The 22,830-nt window shown below is 52.1% G+C and carries 22 protein-coding genes; 10 read left to right on the top strand and 12 right to left on the bottom strand.

The annotated features are described in order from the left end of the window. Positions 1 to 121: 121 nt before the first annotated feature. Genes QVF11_RS11140 through cmoB form a run of 5 tightly spaced genes read left to right on the top strand, consistent with a single transcriptional unit; the run spans position 122 to position 3,757 of the window. Positions 122 to 688 (top strand): hydrolase, encoded by a 567-nt coding sequence (locus QVF11_RS11140; RefSeq protein WP_112213275.1) that lies wholly within the window; start codon positions 122 to 124, stop codon positions 686 to 688. Next, positions 685 to 1,503 (top strand): DUF72 domain-containing protein, encoded by an 819-nt coding sequence (locus QVF11_RS11135; protein WP_287856933.1) that lies wholly within the window; start codon positions 685 to 687, stop codon positions 1,501 to 1,503. The genes QVF11_RS11140 and QVF11_RS11135 overlap by 4 nt, the downstream gene beginning before the upstream one ends. A gap of 53 nt (positions 1,504 to 1,556) precedes the next feature. Continuing rightward, entirely contained in the window at positions 1,557 to 1,952 is a 396-nt protein-coding gene (locus tag QVF11_RS11130) for an MAPEG family protein (RefSeq protein WP_110274320.1), read from the top strand. Between the two features lie 39 nt (positions 1,953 to 1,991). After that, complete coding sequence (gene cmoA / locus QVF11_RS11125) at positions 1,992 to 2,735, top strand: carboxy-S-adenosyl-L-methionine synthase CmoA (protein WP_142513146.1); 744 nt, start codon at positions 1,992 to 1,994, stop codon at positions 2,733 to 2,735. Continuing rightward, positions 2,732 to 3,757, top strand: a complete 1,026-nt coding sequence (cmoB, locus tag QVF11_RS11120) for a tRNA 5-methoxyuridine(34)/uridine 5-oxyacetic acid(34) synthase CmoB (protein ID WP_287856930.1) — start codon at positions 2,732 to 2,734, stop codon at positions 3,755 to 3,757. Before cmoA ends, cmoB begins: the two co-directional genes overlap by 4 nt. Positions 3,758 to 3,919: 162 nt before the next feature. Here cmoB and cutC read toward each other — a convergent pair whose 3' ends face one another. Next, on the bottom strand, positions 3,920 to 4,663 hold the full coding sequence (gene cutC, locus QVF11_RS11115; RefSeq protein WP_287856928.1) for a copper homeostasis protein CutC: 744 nt from the start codon (positions 4,661 to 4,663) through the stop codon (positions 3,920 to 3,922). Positions 4,664 to 4,739: 76 nt separating this feature from the next. Continuing rightward, positions 4,740 to 5,309: a VOC family protein gene (locus QVF11_RS11110; protein WP_112213270.1), complete on the bottom strand. Its 570-nt coding sequence runs from the start codon at positions 5,307 to 5,309 to the stop codon at positions 4,740 to 4,742. Between the two features lie 220 nt (positions 5,310 to 5,529). Between QVF11_RS11110 and argS the strand changes: the two genes are divergently transcribed. Next, positions 5,530 to 7,263, top strand: a complete 1,734-nt coding sequence (gene argS, locus QVF11_RS11105) for an arginine--tRNA ligase (protein WP_112213269.1) — start codon at positions 5,530 to 5,532, stop codon at positions 7,261 to 7,263. Positions 7,264 to 7,394: 131 nt separating this feature from the next. On the opposite strand, the gene bglB is transcribed toward argS, so the two are convergent. Beyond that, positions 7,395 to 8,534, bottom strand: coding sequence for a beta-galactosidase BglB (gene bglB, locus QVF11_RS11100; protein WP_287856926.1), 1,140 nt, complete (start codon positions 8,532 to 8,534; stop codon positions 7,395 to 7,397). A gap of 4 nt (positions 8,535 to 8,538) precedes the next feature. Then, positions 8,539 to 10,122, bottom strand: coding sequence for an MFS transporter (locus QVF11_RS11095; RefSeq protein WP_287856924.1), 1,584 nt, complete (start codon positions 10,120 to 10,122; stop codon positions 8,539 to 8,541). Between the two features lie 475 nt (positions 10,123 to 10,597). Between QVF11_RS11095 and uspC the strand changes: the two genes are divergently transcribed. Further along, complete coding sequence (gene uspC / locus QVF11_RS11090; protein WP_287856922.1) at positions 10,598 to 11,026, top strand: universal stress protein UspC; 429 nt, start codon at positions 10,598 to 10,600, stop codon at positions 11,024 to 11,026. A 28-nt stretch (positions 11,027 to 11,054) separates the two neighbouring features. On the opposite strand, the gene otsA is transcribed toward uspC, so the two are convergent. The 6 genes from otsA to QVF11_RS11060 form a co-directional block, all read right to left on the bottom strand. Then, entirely contained in the window at positions 11,055 to 12,479 is a 1,425-nt protein-coding gene (otsA, locus tag QVF11_RS11085; RefSeq protein ID WP_287856920.1) for an alpha,alpha-trehalose-phosphate synthase, read from the bottom strand. Next, on the bottom strand, positions 12,454 to 13,257 hold the full coding sequence (gene otsB, locus QVF11_RS11080; protein ID WP_287856918.1) for a trehalose-phosphatase: 804 nt from the start codon (positions 13,255 to 13,257) through the stop codon (positions 12,454 to 12,456). Before otsB ends, otsA begins: the two co-directional genes overlap by 26 nt. 160 nt (positions 13,258 to 13,417) lie before the next feature. Beyond that, a complete protein-coding gene (gene araH, locus QVF11_RS11075) occupies positions 13,418 to 14,398 on the bottom strand; it encodes an L-arabinose ABC transporter permease AraH (protein ID WP_110274331.1) in 981 nt (326 codons plus the stop codon). Between the two features lie 14 nt (positions 14,399 to 14,412). Beyond that, positions 14,413 to 15,927 (bottom strand): L-arabinose ABC transporter ATP-binding protein AraG, encoded by a 1,515-nt coding sequence (gene araG, locus QVF11_RS11070; RefSeq protein WP_287856916.1) that lies wholly within the window; start codon positions 15,925 to 15,927, stop codon positions 14,413 to 14,415. Between the two features lie 62 nt (positions 15,928 to 15,989). Next, entirely contained in the window at positions 15,990 to 16,970 is a 981-nt protein-coding gene (locus QVF11_RS11065) for an arabinose ABC transporter substrate-binding protein (protein WP_112213261.1), read from the bottom strand. Positions 16,971 to 17,278: 308 nt separating this feature from the next. Next, positions 17,279 to 17,836, bottom strand: coding sequence for a DJ-1/PfpI family protein (locus tag QVF11_RS11060; RefSeq protein ID WP_287856913.1), 558 nt, complete (start codon positions 17,834 to 17,836; stop codon positions 17,279 to 17,281). A gap of 551 nt (positions 17,837 to 18,387) precedes the next feature. Between QVF11_RS11060 and QVF11_RS11055 the strand changes: the two genes are divergently transcribed. Further along, entirely contained in the window at positions 18,388 to 18,891 is a 504-nt protein-coding gene (locus tag QVF11_RS11055) for a non-heme ferritin-like protein (RefSeq protein ID WP_112213259.1), read from the top strand. Between the two features lie 321 nt (positions 18,892 to 19,212). Beyond that, complete coding sequence (locus tag QVF11_RS11050) at positions 19,213 to 20,724, top strand: MFS transporter (RefSeq protein ID WP_287857078.1); 1,512 nt, start codon at positions 19,213 to 19,215, stop codon at positions 20,722 to 20,724. Positions 20,725 to 20,769: 45 nt separating this feature from the next. Here QVF11_RS11050 and QVF11_RS11045 read toward each other — a convergent pair whose 3' ends face one another. Together QVF11_RS11045 and azuC are read right to left on the bottom strand one after the other, a co-directional pair. After that, complete coding sequence (locus tag QVF11_RS11045; protein WP_110274338.1) at positions 20,770 to 21,021, bottom strand: DUF2766 family protein; 252 nt, start codon at positions 21,019 to 21,021, stop codon at positions 20,770 to 20,772. Positions 21,022 to 21,100: 79 nt separating this feature from the next. Continuing rightward, on the bottom strand, positions 21,101 to 21,184 hold the full coding sequence (azuC, locus tag QVF11_RS11040) for a stress response protein AzuC (RefSeq protein ID WP_004136622.1): 84 nt from the start codon (positions 21,182 to 21,184) through the stop codon (positions 21,101 to 21,103). Positions 21,185 to 21,393: 209 nt separating this feature from the next. On the opposite strand from azuC, the gene QVF11_RS11035 reads away from it, so the two are divergent. After that, a complete protein-coding gene (locus tag QVF11_RS11035; protein WP_287856911.1) occupies positions 21,394 to 22,815 on the top strand; it encodes an MFS transporter in 1,422 nt (473 codons plus the stop codon). The last annotated feature ends 15 nt before the right edge of the window (positions 22,816 to 22,830 follow it).

The raw sequence follows: 22,830 nt of genomic DNA, 5'->3' as shown, positions 1-22,830 counted from the left end.
ACGTTGCTTTGCCGTGCGCTTATTGCCTGTGCTCACAAAAATTAACAAAATTTGTTACCCTTGAGCAGGATCGGCAACGGTATTGTAGCGGCCAGACAACAAAAGAAGATACGGGGATATCATGTTAGAACTCAATGCAAAAAATACCGCGCTGGTGATCATCGACCTGCAAGAAGGTATTTTACCCTTTGCTGGTGGTCCGCACCGCGCCGATGAAGTGGTTGCCCAGGCGGCACGTCTGGCGCAAAAGTGCCGCCAGCAGGGTTCCCCGGTGGTTATGGTACGCGTTGGCTGGTCGGCTGATTTCGCTGAAGCATTGAAGCAGCCTGTTGACGCCCAGGCTGGCGCGCACGCATTGCCAGAAAACTGGTGGACCTATCCGCTCGCGCTGGGTAAGCAGGATAGCGATATTGAAGTCACTAAACGCCAGTGGGGCGCATTTTACGGCACCGACCTTGAATTACAGCTCCGCCGTCGCGGTATCGATACCATTATTCTGTGCGGTATTTCGACCAATATCGGCGTCGAATCTACAGCGCGTAACGCCTGGGAACTGGGCTTTAATCTGATTATTGTCGAAGACGCCTGCAGCGCAGCCTCCGCTGACCAGCACCAGGGCAGCATGACGAATATTTTCCCGCGTATCGCCCGCGTGCGCAGCACCAAGGAAGTCCTTTCAGCTTTATGATTTATATTGGGCTTCCCCAATGGGCGCATCCGAAATGGGTGCGCCTGGGTATCACCAGCCTTGAAGAGTATGCTCGCCACTTTAACTGCGTGGAGGGCAACACCACCCTGTACGCCTTACCGAAAGCCGAGATTGTCAGCCGCTGGTATGAACAAACTCACGATGACTTTCGCTTTTGCTTTAAGTTCCCGGCCACCATTTCGCACCAGGCGGCGCTGCGCAACTGCGACGACTTAAGCCATGAATTTTTCACCCGGCTGGCCCCGCTGGCATCGCGCATCGGTCAATACTGGCTACAGCTGCCCGCCACCTTCGGCCCACGGGATCTTCCCGCCCTCTGGCATTTTCTTGATAGCCTGCCACAGACGTTCACTTACGGCGTTGAGGTACGGCATCCAGAGTTTTTCGCTAAAGGCGAAGCGGAACAGCAATTAAATCGCGGACTACATCAGCGTAGCGTCAATCGCGTGATCCTCGATAGTCGCCCGGTTCATAGCGCCATCGCCCGAAGCCCGGCGATGATCGATGCGCAAAAGAAGAAACCCAAAGTTCCCGTCCACGCGCTGGTGACAGCCCATCATCCGCTGGTGCGTTTTATCGGCAGCGACGATATGGCTCAAAATCGCGATCTCTTTGGCGTCTGGTTGCAAAAATTACCGCAGTGGACGCAAACAACAACGCCGTATTTATTCCTCCACACCCCAGACATTACCCAGGCGCCAGAGCTGGTCGATACCCTGTGGAGCGATCTGCGCGCCGCCCTACCGGAAATAGGTGATGCGCCGTCAATTCCGCAGCAAAGCACTCTTTTCTGATATCCTGCTATCCTGAATGGAGCCACCGGACGGAATGAAAGGGAGTTTTTAATATGGTCAGCGCGCTGTATGCCGTTTTAGGTGCGTTATTGCTTATTAAGTTTTCTTACGACGTTGTTCGCCTGCGAACACAATATCGCGTCGGCTACGGCGACGGCGGTTTCAGCGAGCTGCAGGTTGCTATCCGCGTACATGGGAACGCAGTCGAATATGTTCCCATCGGACTGATTTTGCTACTGTTTATGGAAATGAACGGTGCACAGATCTGGATGATTCACGTTTGCGGAATTTTACTGATTGCCGGACGCCTGATGCACTCTTACGGTTTTCATCACCGCCTGTACCGCTGGCGTCGTTCCGGGATGAGCGCAACGTGGTGTTCATTGTTGCTGATGGTGCTGGCGAACTTCTGGTATATGCCCTGGGAGTTGGTTTTCTCCGTCCGTTAGCGCACAATACGCCGTTTTCGATTTTTCGGGTTTAACGTTATGTCTCACCGCGATACGCTTTTTTCCGCGCCGATTGCCAGCCTCGGCGACTGGACCTTTGATGAACGGGTTGCTGAAGTCTTCCCGGATATGATCCAGCGTTCTGTTCCCGGCTATTCCAATATTATTTCGATGATCGGCATGCTGGCTGAGCGCTTCGTTCAGCCAGACACCCAGGTCTACGACCTTGGCTGCTCGCTCGGTGCGGCGACGCTGTCTATACGCCGCAACATTGCACATTCTGGATGTAAAATTGTTGCTATCGATAACTCCCCGGCAATGGTCGAGCGCTGCCGTCGTCATATAGATGCCTATAAAGCACCGACGCCAGTCGACGTTATTGAAGGCGATATCCGCCACGTCACTATTGAGAACGCCTCAATGGTGGTGCTAAATTTCACGATTCAGTTTCTGGAGCCAGGCGAACGCCAGGCCATTCTGGATAAGGTCTATCAGGGGTTGAATCCGGGCGGCGCATTGGTGCTGTCGGAGAAATTCAGCTTCGAAGATGACAATGTCGGCGAGCTGCTGTTTAACATGCATCACGACTTTAAACGCGCTAACGGTTATAGCGAGCTGGAAATCAGCCAAAAGCGCAGCATGCTGGAAAACGTGATGCTCACCGATTCCGTGGAAACCCACAAGGCACGCCTGCGTAAAGCCGGTTTCGAACATGCTGAACTGTGGTTCCAGTGCTTTAACTTTGGATCGCTGATCGCCGTAAAATCCGGGGAACAGGCATGATTGATTTCAGCAACTTTTATCAATTGATTGCCAAAAGCCCGCTGTCGCACTGGCTGGAGACGCTGCCCGCTCAGGTTGCCGCCTGGCAACGTGAATCATTGCACGGTAAATATCGTGAATGGGAACGGGCCGTCGAATTTCTGCCTGAATTTGCCCCCTACCGTCTGGATCTGTTGCACAGCGTGACCGCTGAGAGCGAAACGCCCCTCGGCGAGGGGCAGCGGCTGCGCATTGAAAACCTGCTTAAAAACCTGATGCCGTGGCGTAAAGGGCCTTATTCGCTTTACGGGGTGGATATCGATACCGAATGGCGGTCCGACTGGAAATGGGAGCGCGTGCTGCCGCATCTTTCGGACCTGACCGGACGCACTATTCTCGATGTTGGCTGCGGCAGTGGCTACCATATGTGGCGTATGATTGGCGCAGGGGCGCATCTGGCGGTCGGTATCGACCCAACGCAGCTGTTCCTTTGCCAGTTTGAAGCAGTACGCAAGCTGCTGGGCAACGACCAGCGTGCGCATCTGCTGCCGCTGGGCATTGAGCAACTTCCGGCGCTGAACGCCTTTGATACCGTCTTTTCAATGGGCGTACTTTACCATCGCCGCTCGCCGCTCGATCATCTGTGGCAGCTTAAAGATCAGCTGGTTCCCGGCGGTGAGCTGGTGCTTGAAACGTTGGTGGTTGAAGGTGATGAAAACACCGTTCTGGTGCCTGGCGATCGATATGCGCAAATGCGTAACGTCTACTTTATCCCATCTGCCGCCGCGCTGAAGATGTGGCTGGAGAAGTGCGGGTTTATCGACGTGCGCATTGTTGATGCATGCGTGACCTCAACTGACGAGCAGCGCCGCACCGAGTGGATGACAACCGAATCGCTGGCCGAATTCCTCGACCCGAACGACAGCAGCAAAACACTTGAAGGCTACCCCGCCCCGCTACGCGCGGTGATTATTGCGACCAAGCCTGAAACAGAACAGTCTCTGGCGGCGAAAAAGAAGCGCGCCGATAAACAGCCAGGGTAAGGCATTCTCAGGATAAAAAAAGGCCCCTGTTTAATGGGCAGGGGCCTGGTACGGGCAATCATCATATTGGGCGACATGATGTGCAGCTAAAAACAGTTTATCCCCGTCATACTTCAAGTTGCATGCGCGTTGGCTTTCCTGCAACTCGAATTATTTAGGGTTTTAATCTCTCTGGGCGGAAATAATTTTCTTCATTTCCGCTACCGCTTCGCCATTCACGGCGTAGCGTAAGTATTCATCAGCGTCAGCATCCGTAGACATCGACAATCCGGCGTTGCGAAAGCGCATCGGCGACGGTAGCCACTGACCTGCCGAGCTGTGCACTTCTTTTATTCCGGCCTGCAAAAACACCGCTAAATTGGCGGCGCGGACTCCCGCACCAGCCATAATGATTGGAGTGTCGCTTCGGGAAATAAGTTCCCTGATTAATGAAATTCCTTTTTCGGCGGACGCCTGTTGGCCTGATGTCAGGATACGCTGAACGCCGAGTTCTGACAGCTCAGAGCAGGCCTGGCGCGGGTCGGCGCACATATCAAAGGCGCGGTGAAAAGTGACTGCAAGGGTTCCCGCTGCCGCCATAATTTTTTCCATTCGCGCCGTATCAATCTGGCCGTCGGCATCCAGAATGCCGATCACCAGTCCGGGAAACCCTAATTCTCGTACCGTGATGACGTCATCAAGCATCGCCGCAAACTCGCCAGCGGTGTAGCAAAAATCCCCGCCGCGCGGACGAATAATCGGATGAACGGGGATGGTCACCGTATCACGAACCGATTTAAGTACGCCCAGCGAAGGCGTCAGGCCGCCTTCCAGCGGCGCGGCGCAAAGCTCAATGCGATCGGCACCGCTACGCTGCGCTTCTTGCGCGCACTCCATGCTGTAACAGCATACTTCCAGTAAAGTCATTCTTCTCTCCGTTGACATCGCAGGCACGACAGAATGTCACGATTTTTTGCTGTAGACACCGCGTCACTTCACACTGTCACCGTTCAGATTGTTCGCTGGCGACAATTTGCTCAATCGACCACGGATGGAATTTTATAGTGACCTTACCATCCGTCACTGCCAGCGTCGGGTTCGGCAGTCGCTCGCGTGCCCCTTTCGGTGAGCTGGTTTTCACAAAAATCCCCGGCTGGCTGAGCCCTTCATCAGAAAGCAGCGCCAGCGCACGGGAATTCAGCGATTCAGGCTCACCTGGCAGGACGATTTCGACATGTTCCCAGCCCTCATGCGGATAGCGCTTTTCACCCGGCCACGGCAGCTCAACGACGCTAAAACGCCAGTGCGCCACGCAAATCGGTTCGTCCAATTTGAATAAACAGATAGGACGACCGTTGATAACGTTTTCCGACAGCAGAGTGCCGCATTGCTCAAACCCGCGACGCCAGCGCTCCGCCGTGGTGTTCTGGTGACAGCGCAGGGAAATATGGTCAGCATCATGCGGCGTAATATCAAGACCAAGCCGGCTAGCAAGCGCATTTAGCGCCTCGGTGAAACGCGGTAGGTCCGCGGAAATATCGTTCAGTTCATCTATTTGTTGCCAGTTCGCCATGATAAGCCCCGGTACTCACTCAAAAGCGCTAATCTATCGCGTTTCCCCGGGCTGACCAACCAGCAATACTCTGTGAACGATTATTCGTTGAGCGCGCGACTGAGCAAGCTATGCGCGGTGCTGACGCATAGATGCAAATGCAGTATACTCCTGCCCTAATTTGTCCACATTCCAGCGCCGCCCCGTCAGGGTGACGGCGTGTTAAACGTAAGGTATTCCGGTGAATATTCAGGCTCTTCTCTCAGAAAAAGTCAGCCACGCTCTGATCGCGGCAGGCGCGCCTGCCGATTGCGAACCTCAGGTCCGCCAGTCAGCAAAAGTCCAGTTCGGTGACTATCAGGCCAACGGCGTCATGGCCGTTGCCAAAAAACTGGGTATGGCGCCGCGACAACTTGCAGAGCAGGTACTGTCTCATCTCGACCTGAACGGGATTGCTAACAAAGTTGAAATCGCCGGTCCGGGTTTTATCAATATTTTCCTCGACCCGGCATTCCTGGCGGAAAACGTCAGCAGCGCGCTGAAATCAGAACGTCTGGGTGTTGCTCAGCCGCAGGCGCAGACCGTTGTTATCGATTACTCCGCGCCTAACGTGGCGAAAGAGATGCACGTCGGCCATCTGCGCTCGACCATTATTGGCGATGCCGCAGTGCGCACGCTGGAATTTCTCGGCCATAACGTGATCCGCGCTAACCACGTGGGCGACTGGGGCACCCAGTTCGGTATGCTGATCGCTTATCTGGAAAAACAGCAGCAGGAAAACGCCGGTGAAATGGCGCTGGCGGACCTCGAAGGTTTCTATCGCGAAGCGAAAAAACACTACGACGAAGATGAAGCCTTCGCCGAACGCGCACGTAGCTACGTGGTTAAGCTACAGGGCGGCGATGAGTATTTCCGCGAAATGTGGCGCAAGCTCGTTGACATAACTATGTCGCAAAACCAGCTAACCTATAACCGCCTGAACGTGACGCTGACCCGTGACGACGTGATGGGTGAAAGCCTGTATAACCCGATGCTGCCGGGTATCGTTGCTGACCTGAAAGCCAAAGGTCTGGCAGTGGAGAGCGAAGGCGCAACCGTGGTGTTCCTTGATGAGTATAAAAACAAGGAAGGTGAACCGATGGGCGTTATCATCCAGAAGAAGGATGGCGGCTATCTCTACACCACTACCGATATTGCCTGTGCAAAATACCGCTACGAAAATCTGCATGCCGATCGCGTGCTGTATTACATCGATTCACGCCAGCACCAGCACCTGATGCAGGCGTGGACTATCGTGCGTAAAGCAGGCTATGTGCCAGATTCTGTGCCGCTGGAGCACCACATGTTCGGCATGATGCTCGGCAAAGACGGTAAACCGTTTAAAACTCGCGCCGGTGGTACTGTGAAACTGGCCGACTTACTGGATGAAGCGCTGGAACGCGCCCGCCGTCTGGTGGCCGAGAAAAACCCGGATATGCCTGCCGAAGAGCTGGAAAAACTGGCGAACGCCGTCGGGATTGGCGCGGTGAAATACGCCGATCTGTCGAAAAACCGGACCACCGACTATATCTTCGACTGGGACAACATGCTGGCATTTGAGGGCAACACCGCGCCTTACATGCAGTATGCTTATACCCGCGTGCTCTCGGTATTCCGTAAAGCGGATATTGATGAAAGCGTGCTGGCGGCGGCTCCGGTTATTATCACCGAAGACCGTGAAGCCCAGCTGGCTGCACGTCTGCTGCAGTTCGAAGAGACCCTGACCGTTGTCGCTCGTGAAGGTACTCCGCATGTGATGTGTTCTTATCTGTACGATCTGGCGGGCCTGTTCTCGGGTTTCTACGAACACTGCCCGATCCTGAGCGCCGAAAGCGAAGAGACGCGCAACAGCCGCCTGAAGCTGGCACAGCTGACCGCGAAAACGCTGAAGCTGGGTCTGGATACGCTGGGTATTGAGACCGTAGAGCGTATGTAATTTGCAGGAAAAACCCGGCAAGCGCCGGGTTTGAAACTGATAACACCACTATTTGAAATATTGTGTTCGTTTTATGCCGGGTGGCGGCTAACGCCTTACCCGGCCTACGTAACCCTTTCTCTCAATCCCTATCAGAAATACTTCCGCAGATACTCAGTCAGGCACAGAATTGCCATCGCCTGACCATACGGCATCGACGTCAACGGAATTTCACGATAAAAATCGAGATTCGAGCCCATTCCGGTACCGAATGAGGTTTGCAGCAACTCCCCTTCAGGAGAGATATTCTGCACGATACCGCGAATCGCTTTCTCCGCCACTTCTGCATATTCCTGGCTCACATAGCGCTTACGCACCGCTTTTAAGATCCCGTAAGCAAAACCAGCGGTGGCCGACGCTTCCAGATAGGAGTTTGGATCATCAAGCAGCGTATGCCACAGGCCGCTGTCGTCCTGGCAACGGGCCAGTGCTGCAATCTGCGCATTCAGTACCTGCACCAGATAACGGCGAACGGCGCTGCTTTCAGGTAAATCCACCAGCTCAAGGAAATCCGGGATTACAATCGTCAGCCAGCTATTGCCGCGTGCCCAGCGAGCCCTGGCAAAATTATGCTGCCCCTCGTAGTTCCAGCCGTGGAACCACAGTCCGGTCTCGCGGTCCATCAAGTTCTGCACATGCAGCAAGAACTGATAGACCGCTTCTTCTACATATTCCGGGCGGTTGAGCAGCTTGCCAATTTTGGCCAGCGGCAGGACGGTCATCATCAACGTGTCGTCCCACATCTGCTGATTATTCTCTTCCGCCAGGGTGATGTGCTGCATGCCGCCAAACTCGGTACGCGGCATGTCGCGCATCGCCCACTCAGCCCAGCTATCGAGCCAGGGTAGATACACCGTGTTGCCCGTCTCTTCATAACGATAAGCCAGGGTCAAAAACGGCGCCATGGTATTGACGTTTTTAGTGGTTGCGCCTTCGGCAAATCGCTCAGTGAACCAGCTATCGATAATCTCGCGCATCGCGGTATCACCAGTCTGCTGGTAATACTGATAAATACCGTACAGGCCAACCCCGTGGGTCCACTCCCAGCCGTTCCAGCCTTTAGTGTCAATGATGCGTCCGTCGTCCAGCCGCAGTAAAAATTGCCCGCTTTCATCCTTAATATTGACCAGGTTGCACGTTACCTTCTGGATCAGCGCTTGCAGCTCATTACGGGCGATAAAACGCTCTGGCTGACGCAGTAATGGGCTATGTTTGACAGGCCAAACCTTCATATCCTTAACCTCTGTTATATGTCGAATTCAATTCTGAACGTTGCTTCAACGGCGCCGCTGCAGGTTTATTGCGGTTCAGGTAACCGATATTGTTGTTGCCCCACAGGGATTCGTACGGCATCCCGGCCAGCATCTCCACCACTTCACGATCCTCAGCGGTCACCGTTTCCGGCTGTGCTCGACCAGACTCGCGCATTTTGAGCGTTTCAGTACGCAGAACGCTGTGGGTTTGCAGGTTGAGCTTAAAGCGCAGAGAGACAAGAAAACCGCAGGCCAGCACCACTAATGTCCCCACGCTGAGGATCAGCAGGATTGTGTGGCTGACTTCATAAGGCTGGGTTTTCTGTCCGGAGACAAAGCCGGAAAACTGCATAATGATCCCCACCAGCATCACCGCGCCCGCCTGGGAGGCTTTACGGGTCAGAGTCATGATCCCGGCAAAGATCCCTTCACGGCGCTGTCCGGTGATCACCTCATCCACGTCGGCAATATAGGTGTAGGTATTCCACGGCACATAGTTGATACCGCCGCGCCCCAGGCCTGCAACTGCGGAAATCAGCAGCAGCAGCGAGTAAACATCGCTGAGTCCGGCGTAATACAACACCGCGTAGGAGAGCGAGCTCAGACCAAACAGCACTACAACCATCCGGTAGGATGGGGCCGGTCCGAAGCGGATACACAACGGGATCATGGCGATAACCGCGATAAACTGGAAGATAGCCATGGTGCCGAGCAGGTTAGAGGCCATAGAGGCTTCCTGCATCAGCACAAACACCACATAGTAGGTAAAGACCGCGTTGAACACGTCCTGAGCGATATAGCCTCCCAGATACATACCCAGATGCTGGCGGAAAATTTTAATCCGCAAGGTGGAGCTTAACTCAATAAACAGGCGATTAAGGCTCTGGGACAGGGTCAGGTTTTGTTTCTCCTCTTCTGCCCGTAGCGCCGCTTCCGTCCACTCTTCTCGCGGGCGCTCCCAGGTAAAGAACCAGACAAAGGTTAGCATCATTGCGCACAGTACCGAGAACACCAGACTCGCATAGAAGAAAGAGACCGCATTATCCTTACCGAAGATAGTCAGCAGGACACCCGGCAGGAAGGAAGCCAGAATTGCCGACATCTGCGCCATCGAAATACGCGCGCCGGAGAATTTGGTTTTCTGTTTAAAGTCATCGGTCATCTCCGGCACCAACGTTTCATACGGTACCAGAATCATGGTATAGACAATATCGAACAGCAGATAAGTCAGCAGGTAGTACCAGAAGCCCATGTCCCCTACCCACATAATGGAGTAGCTAAAGACGAGCGGGATACCCAGCAGGATAAAGAACTTACGTCTGCCAAAACGTTTACCCAGCCAGGTCGAACCGAAGTTATCCGTCAGGAAGCCCATCAGCGGACTGATCACCGCATCCAGAACCCTGGCAGTGGCAAAGATAAGCGTCGCCTCAATAGGGGAAAGGCCGCAAAAGGTGGTGTAGAAGTAGAGCAGCCATGCTGCAGTCAGTGCTGTGGTCCCCGCACCGAGGAAATCGCCCGATCCGTAAGCAAGGTAGTTAACCAAACCGATTTTACGTGTTTTCATCGCCGTAAATCCTGTGTCTTTTTTTAGAGAACTCCGACAATCCTTTTGGCGACTTCAGCCAAAATGGAGTTGATATAGGACTACAGTAAGGGCATGGAAACGGCGTTACCTTTTCATTTTTGCCATCTAAAAGCGTTCGATGGCAAAAATACAAAGAGTATCGGAACACGCTTCACTTATTTATAAAACAACGTTTCTTTTAATGCAAAAGATGGGACCATTAATGAGAAATAGCTCTTTTGCAGATGAAACATAGCTCTTTTTTCCGCTGCTGATAAACCTTGCGAAAGCTAAGGAATCGGAGTAAAGACAATATACCCGTCATACTTCAAGTTGCATGGGCGTTGGCTGCTTTCGTTCACCCCAGTCACTTACCTGAGTAAGCTCCTGGGGATTCGCTCACTTGCCGCCTTCCTGCAACTCGAATTATTTAGGGTATAGAAAAGGGTTATTTTGCGTATCTCAAGGAGGCTTGATGCCCTACTCACATCTGTTAGTCGCCGTTGCGCCGACCCCGGAAAGCCGGGTGCTGATTCAAAAAGCCGTTTCTATCGCCCGTCCGATCAATGCCAAAGTTAGCCTGATCACGCTGGCGACGGACCCGGAGCTGTATAACCAGTTTGCTGCGCCGATGATGGAAAACTTACGGGAAATAATGCAGGAAGAGACGCGCGGTTTTCTGGCCGAACTTGTCCACCACGCCGATTATCCTATCGAGAAGACGATTATCGCCAGCGGCGGGTTAGGTCATCACGTGAAGGATTTTTGCCAGCAGCATCGCGTTGACCTGGTGATTTGCGGTAACCATAACCAGAGCCTATTTTCGCGCGCTACCTGCTCAGCGAAGAATATCGTCGGCAGCAGCGGCGTTGACGTGCTGCTGGTTTGTCTTGAAAAGGGCTAGCGCCGGGGAGGCACCAGCCGCTCAGCCTCTAGGCGAGTTTGGGGAAGGTCGCCACCTTGCGTTCTAAGTGACTCTCCTCGCTCCTTGGCTCAATCTGCTTTAGATCGGCAATAAACCGCGCCTGCCAGTGGTGAATGTCGTTCTCTTTAATCACCGCTAACATAGCCGAATGGCGCGTGATGCGTTCTGCCAGCGGCATGGTTAACGCCCGGTCCAGCGCAGCAGCGACCTCATCACGATCGTAAGGATTGACGATTAACGCTGTAGGCAGTTCATTCGCCGCGCCGGCAAACTGCGACAACACCAGCACGCCCGGGTTTTGTGGATCCTGGGCGGCCACATACTCTTTCGCCACCAGATTCATGCCATCGCGTAGCGGCGTGACCAGCCCAACGTCCGAATAGCGGAAGATTTTCATCAACAGCTTACGTTCAAAGTGCTGGTTCAGGTAATAGAGCGGCGTCCAGCCCAACTGACCATACTGACCGTTAATCCGTCCGGCTGCGGTTTCCAACTGATGACGAATATCCTGATAGGCCTGAACATCACCGCGCGAAGTCGGCGCAATTTGGGTATAGCGAATCTTGCCGTGATGCTGCGGATAGTTTTCCAGCAGCGCCTCATAGGCCAGAAAACGTTCCGGTAACCCTTTCGAATAGTCCAGCCGTTCAACGGAAAAGATATTTTGTACGCCCTTAAGTTCGCTTTTCAGTTGCGCCAGTTTTGGCGGTAACGGTCCTTTAGCGCTGCGCGCAATTTCATCGGCATCGATGCCTATCGGATAAACTTGTGTGTGGAAAGACTTGCCCCACGCAAGATGCTTTTTCCCACCGCGCGTCGTCACGCGGGTCTGCATTGATACGCTGTCGAGAAACGCCAGCCGATCACTCTCTGTCTGGAATCCCAGCAGGTCGTAATCGCTAAGTCCCTCAAGCAGTTCAGCATGCGGCGGCAACGCATTAAAAATTTCGGGCGTCGGAAACGGGATATGTAAAAAGAAGCCAATGCGATTATTTACCCCGCGCTGGCGCAGTTCACTGGCCAGTGGCAGTAAGTGATAATCGTGGATCCAGACAAGGTCGTCAGGTTCAATTAGCGGCAGCAGTTTATCAGCCAGCGTGGAATTTACCCGCTGATACCCTTCCCAGGCCTCGCGCTGAAAATTAACTAAATCAAGGCGATAGTGAAACGCAGGCCACAATACGGCATTGGAAAAACGATTGTAATATTCGTCGTGATCCTGCTCGCTAAGGTTGAAAGAGGCCCAGGTAATATTCCCCTGAGTCACCTTTTTCAGCGGCTGCTGGTCATCGCCAATTTCCCCGCTCCAGCCGAACCACAATCCTCCCGCTGCTTTTAACGCCCCCATAATCCCCACGGCCAGGCCACCGGCACTGGCCTTTTTATCATCCGGCGGGGCAATACGATTAGATACTACGACTAAGCGACCCATAGCCATCTCTCCTGTCGGTTAGCGTGTCTGGTTGTTGCCCATTATTCGCGATGTTATTTATCCAACGATGGACTGCGGCCACGTCCGGCAAGCGCCAGCGCGCCTGCGTTTCGCCACCCGCCACTTTGACCGATACGCCATCCAATTGATTGACGACGCCAAAACCCGCTTCATCGGTTAAGTCATCACCGACGAATACCGGTTTACGTCCCTTGAATGGCGTTTCCTGCATAAAAGCGGCAATCGCCTCACCCTTATTCACTCCGCGCGGTTTGATCTCCACCACGCATTTACCTGGCTGCAGCGCCAAAATAGGATGGCGCTGCACGATTTCTTGTGCCAGCGCTAGCACCGCGCTTTGCTGCTGCGGCGCCTGGCGATAGTGCAACGCGAAAGCCATCCCCTTACTTTCCAGCTCGCAACCCGGTAGTGCACCCATCGCCGTTGTCAGCTGTGTTGAAAGGGTCTTGAGGAGTGAGACAGGCAGTGTGACGATATGTGTTTCACCATTGATGTCACGGCGCTCAGCCCCGTGGACGCCGGCAAGCGGCAGTCGGAAAGGATGGGTAAGCTCATCGAGCTCAGCCATTGAGCGCCCTGAAATCAATGCCACCGCTCCATTTTGCTGCTGCACAAGCTGGCGCAACGTTTGTAGAACATCAGCAGGAATAACCACCTGGTCAGGATGGGGTTTGATACCGGCAAGCGTGCCGTCGAGGTCAAAGAAAAAAGCGTAGTTTCCGGTTAACGCAGGCGGTACGGAAATCTGGTCAGCCACCCTGGTTCCTCCTTATCATGGCCAGCACAATGCTGGGTGTTAACTAAATGTTAGCCATGTAAGTATAGACAGTGTGACCAGCCTCGCCATTTTTGATAGTCATTGCCAGCGCAGCGGGCGCTGGCAATGGTTTAGGATTAGACTGAAAGGTTGGGGATAATCAAACCGTACGTTTCGCTTTTTGTTTGTAGCGGTCAAAGATTACCGCCGCCAGCAGAATCACGCCGCGCACCACATACTGCGAGAACGGCGAGATGTTCAGCAAGTTCATGGCATTTTCCACAGTCCCGAGGATCAGGATCCCGGCAACCACGTAGGAAATCTTACCAATCCCGCCTTTTAACGACACGCCGCCCAGCACGCAGGCCGAAATCACAATCAGCTCATAGCCAATCGAGGTCATCGGCTGACCGCTGGTCATACGCGAGGCCAGAATAATCCCTGCCGCTGCGGAAACCAGGCCAGAGAGGACAAAAATGATAATCTTGGTCCGCACCACCGGGACGCCTGCCAGACGCGCGGCTTCTTCGTTGCCGCCAATCGCCAGGGTATTACGGCCAAAGGTGGTTTTATTCAACAGCAGGCCAAAGATAATCAGGCAGCCAACCGTCAGCCAGATTGGCGCAGGCAGACCAAACCAGTTGGCATAGCCCAGGGTAAAGAAACGCTCATCCTCAATCCCGACCGCTTTACCGTCAGAAATAATATAGGCCAGACCGCGGACGATCTGCATCGTCGCAAGCGTGGTGATCAGGGCGTTGATCTTTAAGCGGGCAATGACAAAACCGTTCACCAGGCCGCTCAGTGCACCCAGCAGCAGGCCAGCCGTAATGCCAATCCACATGCTTTCGGTCAGGTTAATCACCACCGCCGTGGTGACCCCCGCACAGGCGATAACCGAAGCAACCGACAGGTCAAAGTCACCGGATGCCAGGCAAAATAGCATCCCACAGGCCACCATCCCGGACATCGAGATAGCCAGCCCCAGACCTTTCATATTGATAAATGAGGCAAAATTGGGCACAAAAATCACGCAGCCGATAAACAGCACGGCGAAAACAACCAGCATGCCAAACTGATCCCAGATTCGGGAGAAGCTGAAAGCCGACCGGGAAGTACCTGAAGAGGTAACTGATGACATCATAAACTCCTTACTCAGGCGACTGCCTGGCTCACTTTGGGCATCGCAAGGCTCAATGCCTGCTGTTCATTCGCATGTTCATGCAATAATTCACCGGCGATTTCGCCCTCGCGCATCACCACAATACGGTCCGCAACGCCGAGAACTTCGGGTAAATCGCTGGAGGCAAAGACCACCGCGACGCCTGATGCCGCTAAAGCGTAAATAACGTTGTAAATTTCATGCTTAGCGCCGACATCAATGCCGCGCGTCGGCTCATCGAGCAGGATCACTTTCATCTCTTCCGATAACCAACGGCCAAGAATGGCTTTCTGCTGATTGCCGCCAGAGAGATTCATAATCAGCTGCTCCGGGCCCGGCGTTTTGATGTTGAGCGATTTGATATGCTGGTCAGCGTTTTCCGCTTCCCAGGCGTTGTTAATCACGCATCCTGCAAGAATATGTTTACGACGTGCGCTGATATTGATGTTGTCGCGCACCGAGTGAACCGGAATGATCCCTTCGGCTTTGCGGTCTTCCGGACAGAGCATCATTCCGGCCTGAATCGCCTGAGCGGGTTTGCGGATGTCGATAGCCTGGCCGTCAATGTAGACCTGGCCACTGGTTATCCTGCTGCCGCCAAATAAGCCTTTCATCAGCTCGCTGCGTCCGGCCCCAACCAACCCGAACAGACCGACGATTTCACCACTGCGCACCGACAGGCTGATCGGCTGACGCACGCCCGGTGCTTTCACCTGCTCCAGACACAAGCGTTCGTTGCCGTATTCACGCGGTTGCCAGCCGTAGATATCGCCCAGTTCACGGCCCACCATCGCCTGCACCAGGGCGTCGTGGTTAACCTCTTGCATATTGTCAAAGGTGCGCACGTAGCGACCATCTTTGAAGACGGTGATGGCATCGCTTAATGCAAAAATCTCTTCCATGCGGTGAGAGACGTAAATAATGACCCTCCCCTCCTCGCGCAGTTCGCGAATAACCCGGAACAGATTTTCGATTTCCCGCGCAGACAGGGAGCTGGTTGGCTCATCAAAGGCGATAATTTTGGCGTTACGCGCCAGCGCTTTAGCAATCTCCACCATTTGCCATTGGCCGATAGAGAGATATTTGAGCGGTGTTTCCGGGTCGATATCCAGCCCCAGATGTTTAAGCTGCAAGCCAGCTTCATAATTCAGCAGCGACCGGTTGACGATCCCACCTTTGTGCGGGAGTTGTCCGAGGTAGATATTTTCCGCTACGGTCATTTCCGGGATCAGGTGCAATTCCTGATAGATAATCGCCACCCCCGCGTTCAACGCCTCGGTGGTATGGTTAAATGTCATCTGCTGGCCGCTGATATGCAGGCTACCGGCGGTCGGTATGTAGTTGCCGCTGAGTACTTTCAGCAGAGTAGATTTCCCGGCGCCATTTTCTCCCATCAGGGCGTGAACCTGTCCGGCATAGCAGTCAAAACTAATATCGGACAGCGCTTTAACGCCCGGGAAAGTCATGGTAATACCGCGAAATGAGAGATAGGGGGTAGACTGTTGCATAACGACTCCGCTTTTCTGGACTGAGCCTCCCGCTTAATACGGGAAGCCCGGTCAACCAGGCCTTACAGCCCTTTTTTCGCCAGCTCTTCTTTAAAGTTGTCGCGGGTAATCAGCACCACATCGGTAACTGCAGTGAATTTCGGCGGTTCAACGTCCTTCGTTACCCAGTTGTAGAGCATTTCGCTGGTTTTATAACCGTGAATGTCCGGGCTCGGCAGCAGAGAACCATAGAAACCGGTGGCCTGCGCTTTGGAGAGTTCATTGACTGCATCCACGCCGTTAATGCCGATACCGATGACGTCAGCGGCTTTAAAACTCTGGCCTTCGGTCGCACGCACGCCACCCAGTACGGTGTTGTCGTTCATGCCGACAATTAACCAATGTTTAACCTGCGGATGTTGGACCAACATGGAGTTACCAGCATCGAACGCGCCGGGGATATCGTTAGATTTGGTTGGCACACGATAGATCTGATTTTCCGGGAAGCCAGCGGCTTTCAGCGCATCCATCGAGCCGGTGGTGCGACGGCGGGCAGTATCCAGTTCGTCAGAAGTAATCGCCATAACCGCGGTATCTTTTACATCCCAACCGCGTTTTTGCATCTCTTTATACAGCTCCTGGCCTTGACGCGCGCCGATTTCGCTGGCCGCCATCATTACCAGCGGTACGCTATCCATCGGTTTACCTTTCGCGTTGACGAACTGGTCATCAACGGTAATCACTTTCATATCATAGCCGCGCGCTTTGGCGACAATGGCAGCCCCTAGTTTCGGGTCCGGGGTGCAGATAACGAAACCTTTAGCTCCGCTGGCTGCCAGGCTATCAATAGCATTCAGGGTTTTCTCGCCGTCAGGTACGGCAATTTTAATCACATCAAAACCTAAATCTTTACCGGCCTTATCGGCAAATTTCCACTCAGTTTGAAACCACGGTTCTTCGGGCTGTTTCACCAGAAAGCCAAGCTTAAGCGTCTCAGCCATAGCTGATTGTGACATAACTGCGGCGAGACCAATCGCCGCCAGCGCTTTAGTAAATTTGTGCATGGTAAACTCCAGCTTTAATTCGTTTTTATGTAGGGAAAAATAAGACTTAAATTTTTAATCGGACGTAAAACAAGGCATTAGGAAAACCTGATTCATTGCTGCCGTTGTTAAAATAGTATTAACCGGAAATTATTTCTCCATACGAGAGCGCTATCACATCGCGGAATTACAGTAATTGCGTGCATAAAAACAGCGAAAAAAGACATAAAAAAAACGCTAATTGTCAGACAATTAGCGCTCGTATTAGCAATATTATCTATATCACCAGCAGACTTATCCTTGTTTAGGGTATAGATTCAGATTTTCCATCACCAGCGGCAATAAATATGCTCGGCATGATTGCGCACTGGTGCTTCATCGCCCAACAAGCGTGCCGCAACGGTGAAAGAGAAATCAAAAACGTAACCAAAACCTTTGCCGCTGATCAGGTTGCCATCTTCCACTACCGGCGCATCAACGTATTCTCCCCCGCTCACGTTCTGCCAGAGATCCCCGGAGCAAACATAGCGACGCCCCTTCAGCAGACCATTGCCGCCCAATACCCGCGCCGCCGCCGAGCAAATAGGGCAGATAAGTTTTCCGGCTGTATCGTGAACCGCGATAAACGCCACCACTTCCTGGCTGGCGGCAAGATTCACGCTTCCTTGTGGGCCGCCAGGCAGAACCACCGCGTCATAAAGCATCTGCGCTCGTTCTGTTAACATGCTGTCCGCGACCATAGGAATATCGTGATAGCTCACTACCGCGCGCGATTCGGCGCAGGACAGCAGTTCTACATTGATGTGCAAGCGACGAAGAATATCAATAATCACAATCGCTTCACCTTCCTCGAAACCAGGTGCCAACAGCACCGCTACTTTTTTCATTTCTGACTCCTTCAGATAGCCAAATAACAATCGCGTGTTTACAAAAGCAATATTTTTTTAAATTATCGTTATACCTTGTTTCTAAAATCACAAAAAACATGATCTAACGCAATTTAAACCTTTTACTAAGAACAGATTAACACAAAAACAAAACTACGACCCAATACAAATGAAACGAAGTTTCATTAAAATAACAAGAACTATCACAAACCAACAGCAAAAACAACAAATACCAATTAAAATCATATAGATAAAAACATTAATGACTTACTAAAAATAGTTACCATTACATAAACATGCTTAAATAAAGTTAATTGCGGATGGTGTAACGAAACGTAAATAATACTATATGAGAGTTTCCTTAATCACCAAGTGTCGCTATTCTATATTCATCGGTAATCGCAATTTAATTACCCATCATACATTTGAAGTACAGGTAATTATTATTCTGGTACTTTATCTGCACGTCATGTGTCCCGAATTCAGACTCTCTAAGGAAGATGATTCAGGATGTACCCAGGACTCCTTTACAGGTTAATAAGGATATTTTTATGATCGTCCCAGGAATGGTTAAGAAACTGAATAACCAAATGAATCTTGAATTCCATGCTTCAAATTTATATCTACATTTAAGTGAGTGGTGTACTCAGCAGCGGTTAAACGGTACCGCAACGTTTTTGCGTAGTAAGGCACAATCCAGGGTAACCCAGATGATGCGAGTCTTTGATTTTATGAAAAAAACCGGTGCCGTGCCGGTGGTGAAATCTGAAGGTTCCAGCCAACCAGAGTGTGCTTCCCTCGAAGATCTTTTTGCTACCACCGTTGCTGATTATCAGCAACGCAGCAGCATATTGATCGACCTGACGGAAGAAGCTAAAGCGCAAAGCGACGATGCCACCTGGCGTTTTTTAACGCTGCTGGAAAAAGAACAGCGCCAGGACGGTATTCTGCTGGAAACCATTCTCGATGAAGTGCGCAATGCGGATAAGGATGGAACGTGCGTGCAGCAAACCGACCTTCGTTTGTTAGATCTGGTCAGCAACCAACATAATTAACGCTCACAGCGAATGTGTATCGCTGATAAATGCCCAAAAACCATATATTAATGTCATCAATGTCCTTATAGACAATTCTCACCAACCCATCTTTTTCGGCGCTTCGGCGCCGTTTTTATTCCTAAAAAGCATTAAAAACTTTTAACTGGATCTCATTAATGCTCAGGAATGGGGTTTAGCCGGTTTTTAGTGATGTAGATCACGTTCAAAACCATTACTTAAGAATATAAAAACAGTGTTTCAAAAATTTAAAACACGGAGTTTACTTTAATGGCAAGATACGCGGCTTCAGCCCCTCAAGGGCTGCAGGGAAGACCGATTTTGTTACGCCATCAGTTAGCCTACGGCGGCGGGAATTTACTGGGAAGCGGCGCGCTGGCAATCAGTGGCGCATGGCTGCTTTATTTTTATACAACCTTTTGTGGGCTGACGCTGATCGAGGCTTCGCTCATTTTCTCCGTCGCCAGTATTATCGACGCGATCAGTAATCCTCTTATGGGTTATCTCACCGATAATTTTGGTAAAACGCGTCTCGGCAAACGCTTCGGGCGCCGCCGCTTCTTTTTATTAATCGGTATTCCGCTCATGATGTTCTACCCGCTCCTTTGGGTAGAAGGTCTTGGGTTCTGGTACTACCTATGCACTTATGTAGTCTTTGAAATCATTTATACCTCGATCATGGTCCCCTATGAAACATTGGCGACCGAAATGACCGACGATTTTTCACTACGCTCAAAGCTTACCGGCTACAAAGCGATCTTCGGTAAACTGGCTAACTTTCTGGCTGCATTTATTCCAGGTCAGTTCATCCTGCTTTACGGCAAAGAATCCGCGACCCCATTTTTCCTGACCGGCCTGACCTATGGGGTCATTCTCATCGTTGCGATCTCCAGCTTGTGGTACTGCAGCTGGGAACGCCCGCGCGAAGAGGAAGTCAGCAATAGTGAGAAAAAAGGCTTACTCAATACTCTGCTTATGCTGGCGAAGGATATGCGTTCTACCTTCTATCTGCGCGTGTTCCGTAAACATCTGGGCATGTACCTCTGTGGTTTCGGCGCAGAATGGCTGTTTGCGTCTATCTTTACCTACTTTGTTATTTTCGTCCTGCAGCACGATCCGGCGATGGTCGCCGGGCTAAATAGCCTGAACTCCATCCTGCAACTGGTCTCTACGGCCCTGTTTATCGGCCTGTGTGTGAAGAAAGGGTTTAGTAAGCCCTACATTCTGGCGCTAAGCGTGGTTATTTTTGCCGTACTGCTTTATACCTCGCTGTGGTTCTTCCATTTGCCTGCACATCTGGCAACCATCCTGATGTTCGGTATCACTGTCCTGTTCGGACTGGGCACCGGCGGCGTGTACTACATCCCCTGGACCGTATATACCTTTTTAGCCGACGTTGACGAAATCTATACTGGCCGTCGCCGTGAAGGTATCTATGCTGGCGCAATGACCTTTTCCGGGAAAATCCTACGCTCTATCATCGTCTTCACAATGGGCGCTATCCTCAGCTTCTACGGCTTCCAGTCAAAAGCGCATACGCAACCTGAAAGCGCGGTAACCGCTATTGCGGTCGTGTTCTGTGCGGGCGTGGTCCTGCTGGCTTTGGCGGCGATCATCTTCAGTAAGCAGATGAAGCTGGATCGCAAAGCGCATATGGTGGTCTTGCAGGAAGTCGCGCGGATCAAAGCTGGCGGCAAAATTGCCGACATCACACCGGATGTGCGCGTCATCGTTGAAGATTTAGTGGGGCACCGTTACGAAGAGTGCTGGGGCAACAGCAAGTTATTTAACAATACTCAGGAGACACCGGCCCGTACCGCCGTTTCCCACTAACCACATAACGACGCCCCGCCATCACGTGATGGTGGGGCTATGTATTTAGTGCGCCTCGCCTTGCGGGGTGAACTTCAGTTCAATTAAGGCAATGGCTTTTTGTACCGCCCGCAGCGTAACCGGATCGGCCGATGCAGGATGACTGGCAAAATCGATGGCTTTTAACTGAGTGGTCATTTTCTCGCGCACTTCGACAGGGGCGATGATATCAATAACGTCGAGAATCTGTTTGATGACCAGTTGGCAGGCAACCACGTCGGAAACCAGCTCGTCATTTTCGGTGAGATGTTGGGACATTTTTTACTCCTTTTTTCAGGAGCGTAATAGTAACCTAAATCTTAAGAGATAAAAAAACCTGCCGCAGCAGGTTTTTTTATCAGAACATACCGCCAGGGGGTACGTCTTTGAAGGTTTTGCAGTAGTTTTCAAACATGCTTTTGAGGATTTTGCGCAGCTTCATGGATTGACTCCGATTTTGTTATGCAGGTGTTAATGTCTACTGGGCTATAATATGACTTACATCACAAAAATCAATATGAACATGCGTCAAATCACACTATTTTTACAAAAGTAATTTAAACATTAAACAAAAATGAGCTAAATCGGACTGTTAGAGCAACATGCTCTGCGTCGAGTTTGGCCCCTCTTTGCTATGGCAGCGACACGACAATGAGCACAAACATCTCTTCCAGGGACGATCGTTCTTTTTCAGCACCCGCACTGCTGGTGGCTGGCGCTTTTTTTATGGAGTTCCTCGACGGTACGGTGATCGCCACAGCCCTGCCGGACATGGCGAAAGACTTTGGCGTCACAGCGGTCGATCTCAATATCGGTATCAGCGCCTATCTCATTACGCTGGCCGTGCTGATACCGGCCAGCGGCTGGATAGCCGATCGCTTCGGCGCACGCAAAATCTTCACTCTCGCGCTGGCGATTTTCACGCTGGCTTCTGTTTTTTGCGGACTATCAACCAACGTCGACATCTTCGTGGCGATGCGAATTATACAAGGAATAGGCGGTGCGCTGATGGTCCCAGTAGGCCGACTGGCAGTTTTGCGAACGACACCGAAGCATCAGCTCATTAAGGCGATTGCCACTCTGACCTGGCCCGCATTAGTGGCTCCCATTATCGGCCCGCCGCTGGGCGGATTTATCACCAGCTATGCCAGTTGGCACTGGATTTTCTTTATTAACGTGCCCCTTGGGCTCATCGCTATGGCCCTGTCTTTGCGCATCATCCCAAACATTCGTGAAGATGAACCACGGCCTTTTGACCTTCCCGGCTTCCTTGCCACGTCAATCGCCATGATTAGCCTGGTCATCGCCATGGAATTTCTCGGCGATCGTCAGCCTTTGAGTTGGCAAACCCCGGCGCTGCTGGTATTAGGCCTCGGCAGCATGTTGTTTTCACTACGCCATTTCCGTCACGCAGCCTGGCCGATGGTGCGTCTCGATGCGCTACAAATACCGACCTTCAAGGTCACTATGTACGGCGGCTCGCTGTTCCGTGCCTCAATTAGCGCCGTCCCTTTCCTGCTGCCGCTGCTGTTTCAGGTCGGGTTTGGTATGGACCCATTCCACTCAGGGTTGCTGGTGCTGGCCGTTTTCGTTGGTAATTTAACCATCAAGCCCGCGACAACGCCGTTAATTCGCTGGCTGGGTTTTCGCCGCCTGCTGCTGATCAACGGCGCGCTGAATGTGTTCTCGCTGCTGGCCTGCGCTTTTTTAACACCACAAACGCCAGTCTGGCTGATTTTCGTGATTCTCTATCTCGGCGGGGTATTCCGTTCTATTCAATTTACCGGCGTCAGCACCCTTGCTTTTGCCGATGTGCCTTCAGCGCAAATGAGCTATGCCAATACGTTGTTCAGCACCGCTTCGCAGCTGGCCGTTGGGCTTGGGATTACGCTCGGGGCGATCGGTATTCGTATTGGGGAGAAGTTCAGTGAATGGTTTAATCTCACAAGTCTGCCGGGGATCAGCTTCCGTCTGTCGTTTATTTTTATTGCGTTGATTTGTCTGGTGGGAATGATTGATAGCCTGCACCTGGCAAAAGATGCCGGTAGCAGCGTGTCCAACAAAAAGAAATAGCCCAAAAGAAAAGGC

This window comes from Klebsiella sp. (assembly GCF_027492335.1).
GTDB classification, from domain to species: Bacteria; Pseudomonadota; Gammaproteobacteria; order Enterobacterales; family Enterobacteriaceae; genus Klebsiella; species Klebsiella huaxiensis.
This window is presented reverse-complemented; position numbering and strand designations above follow the sequence as displayed.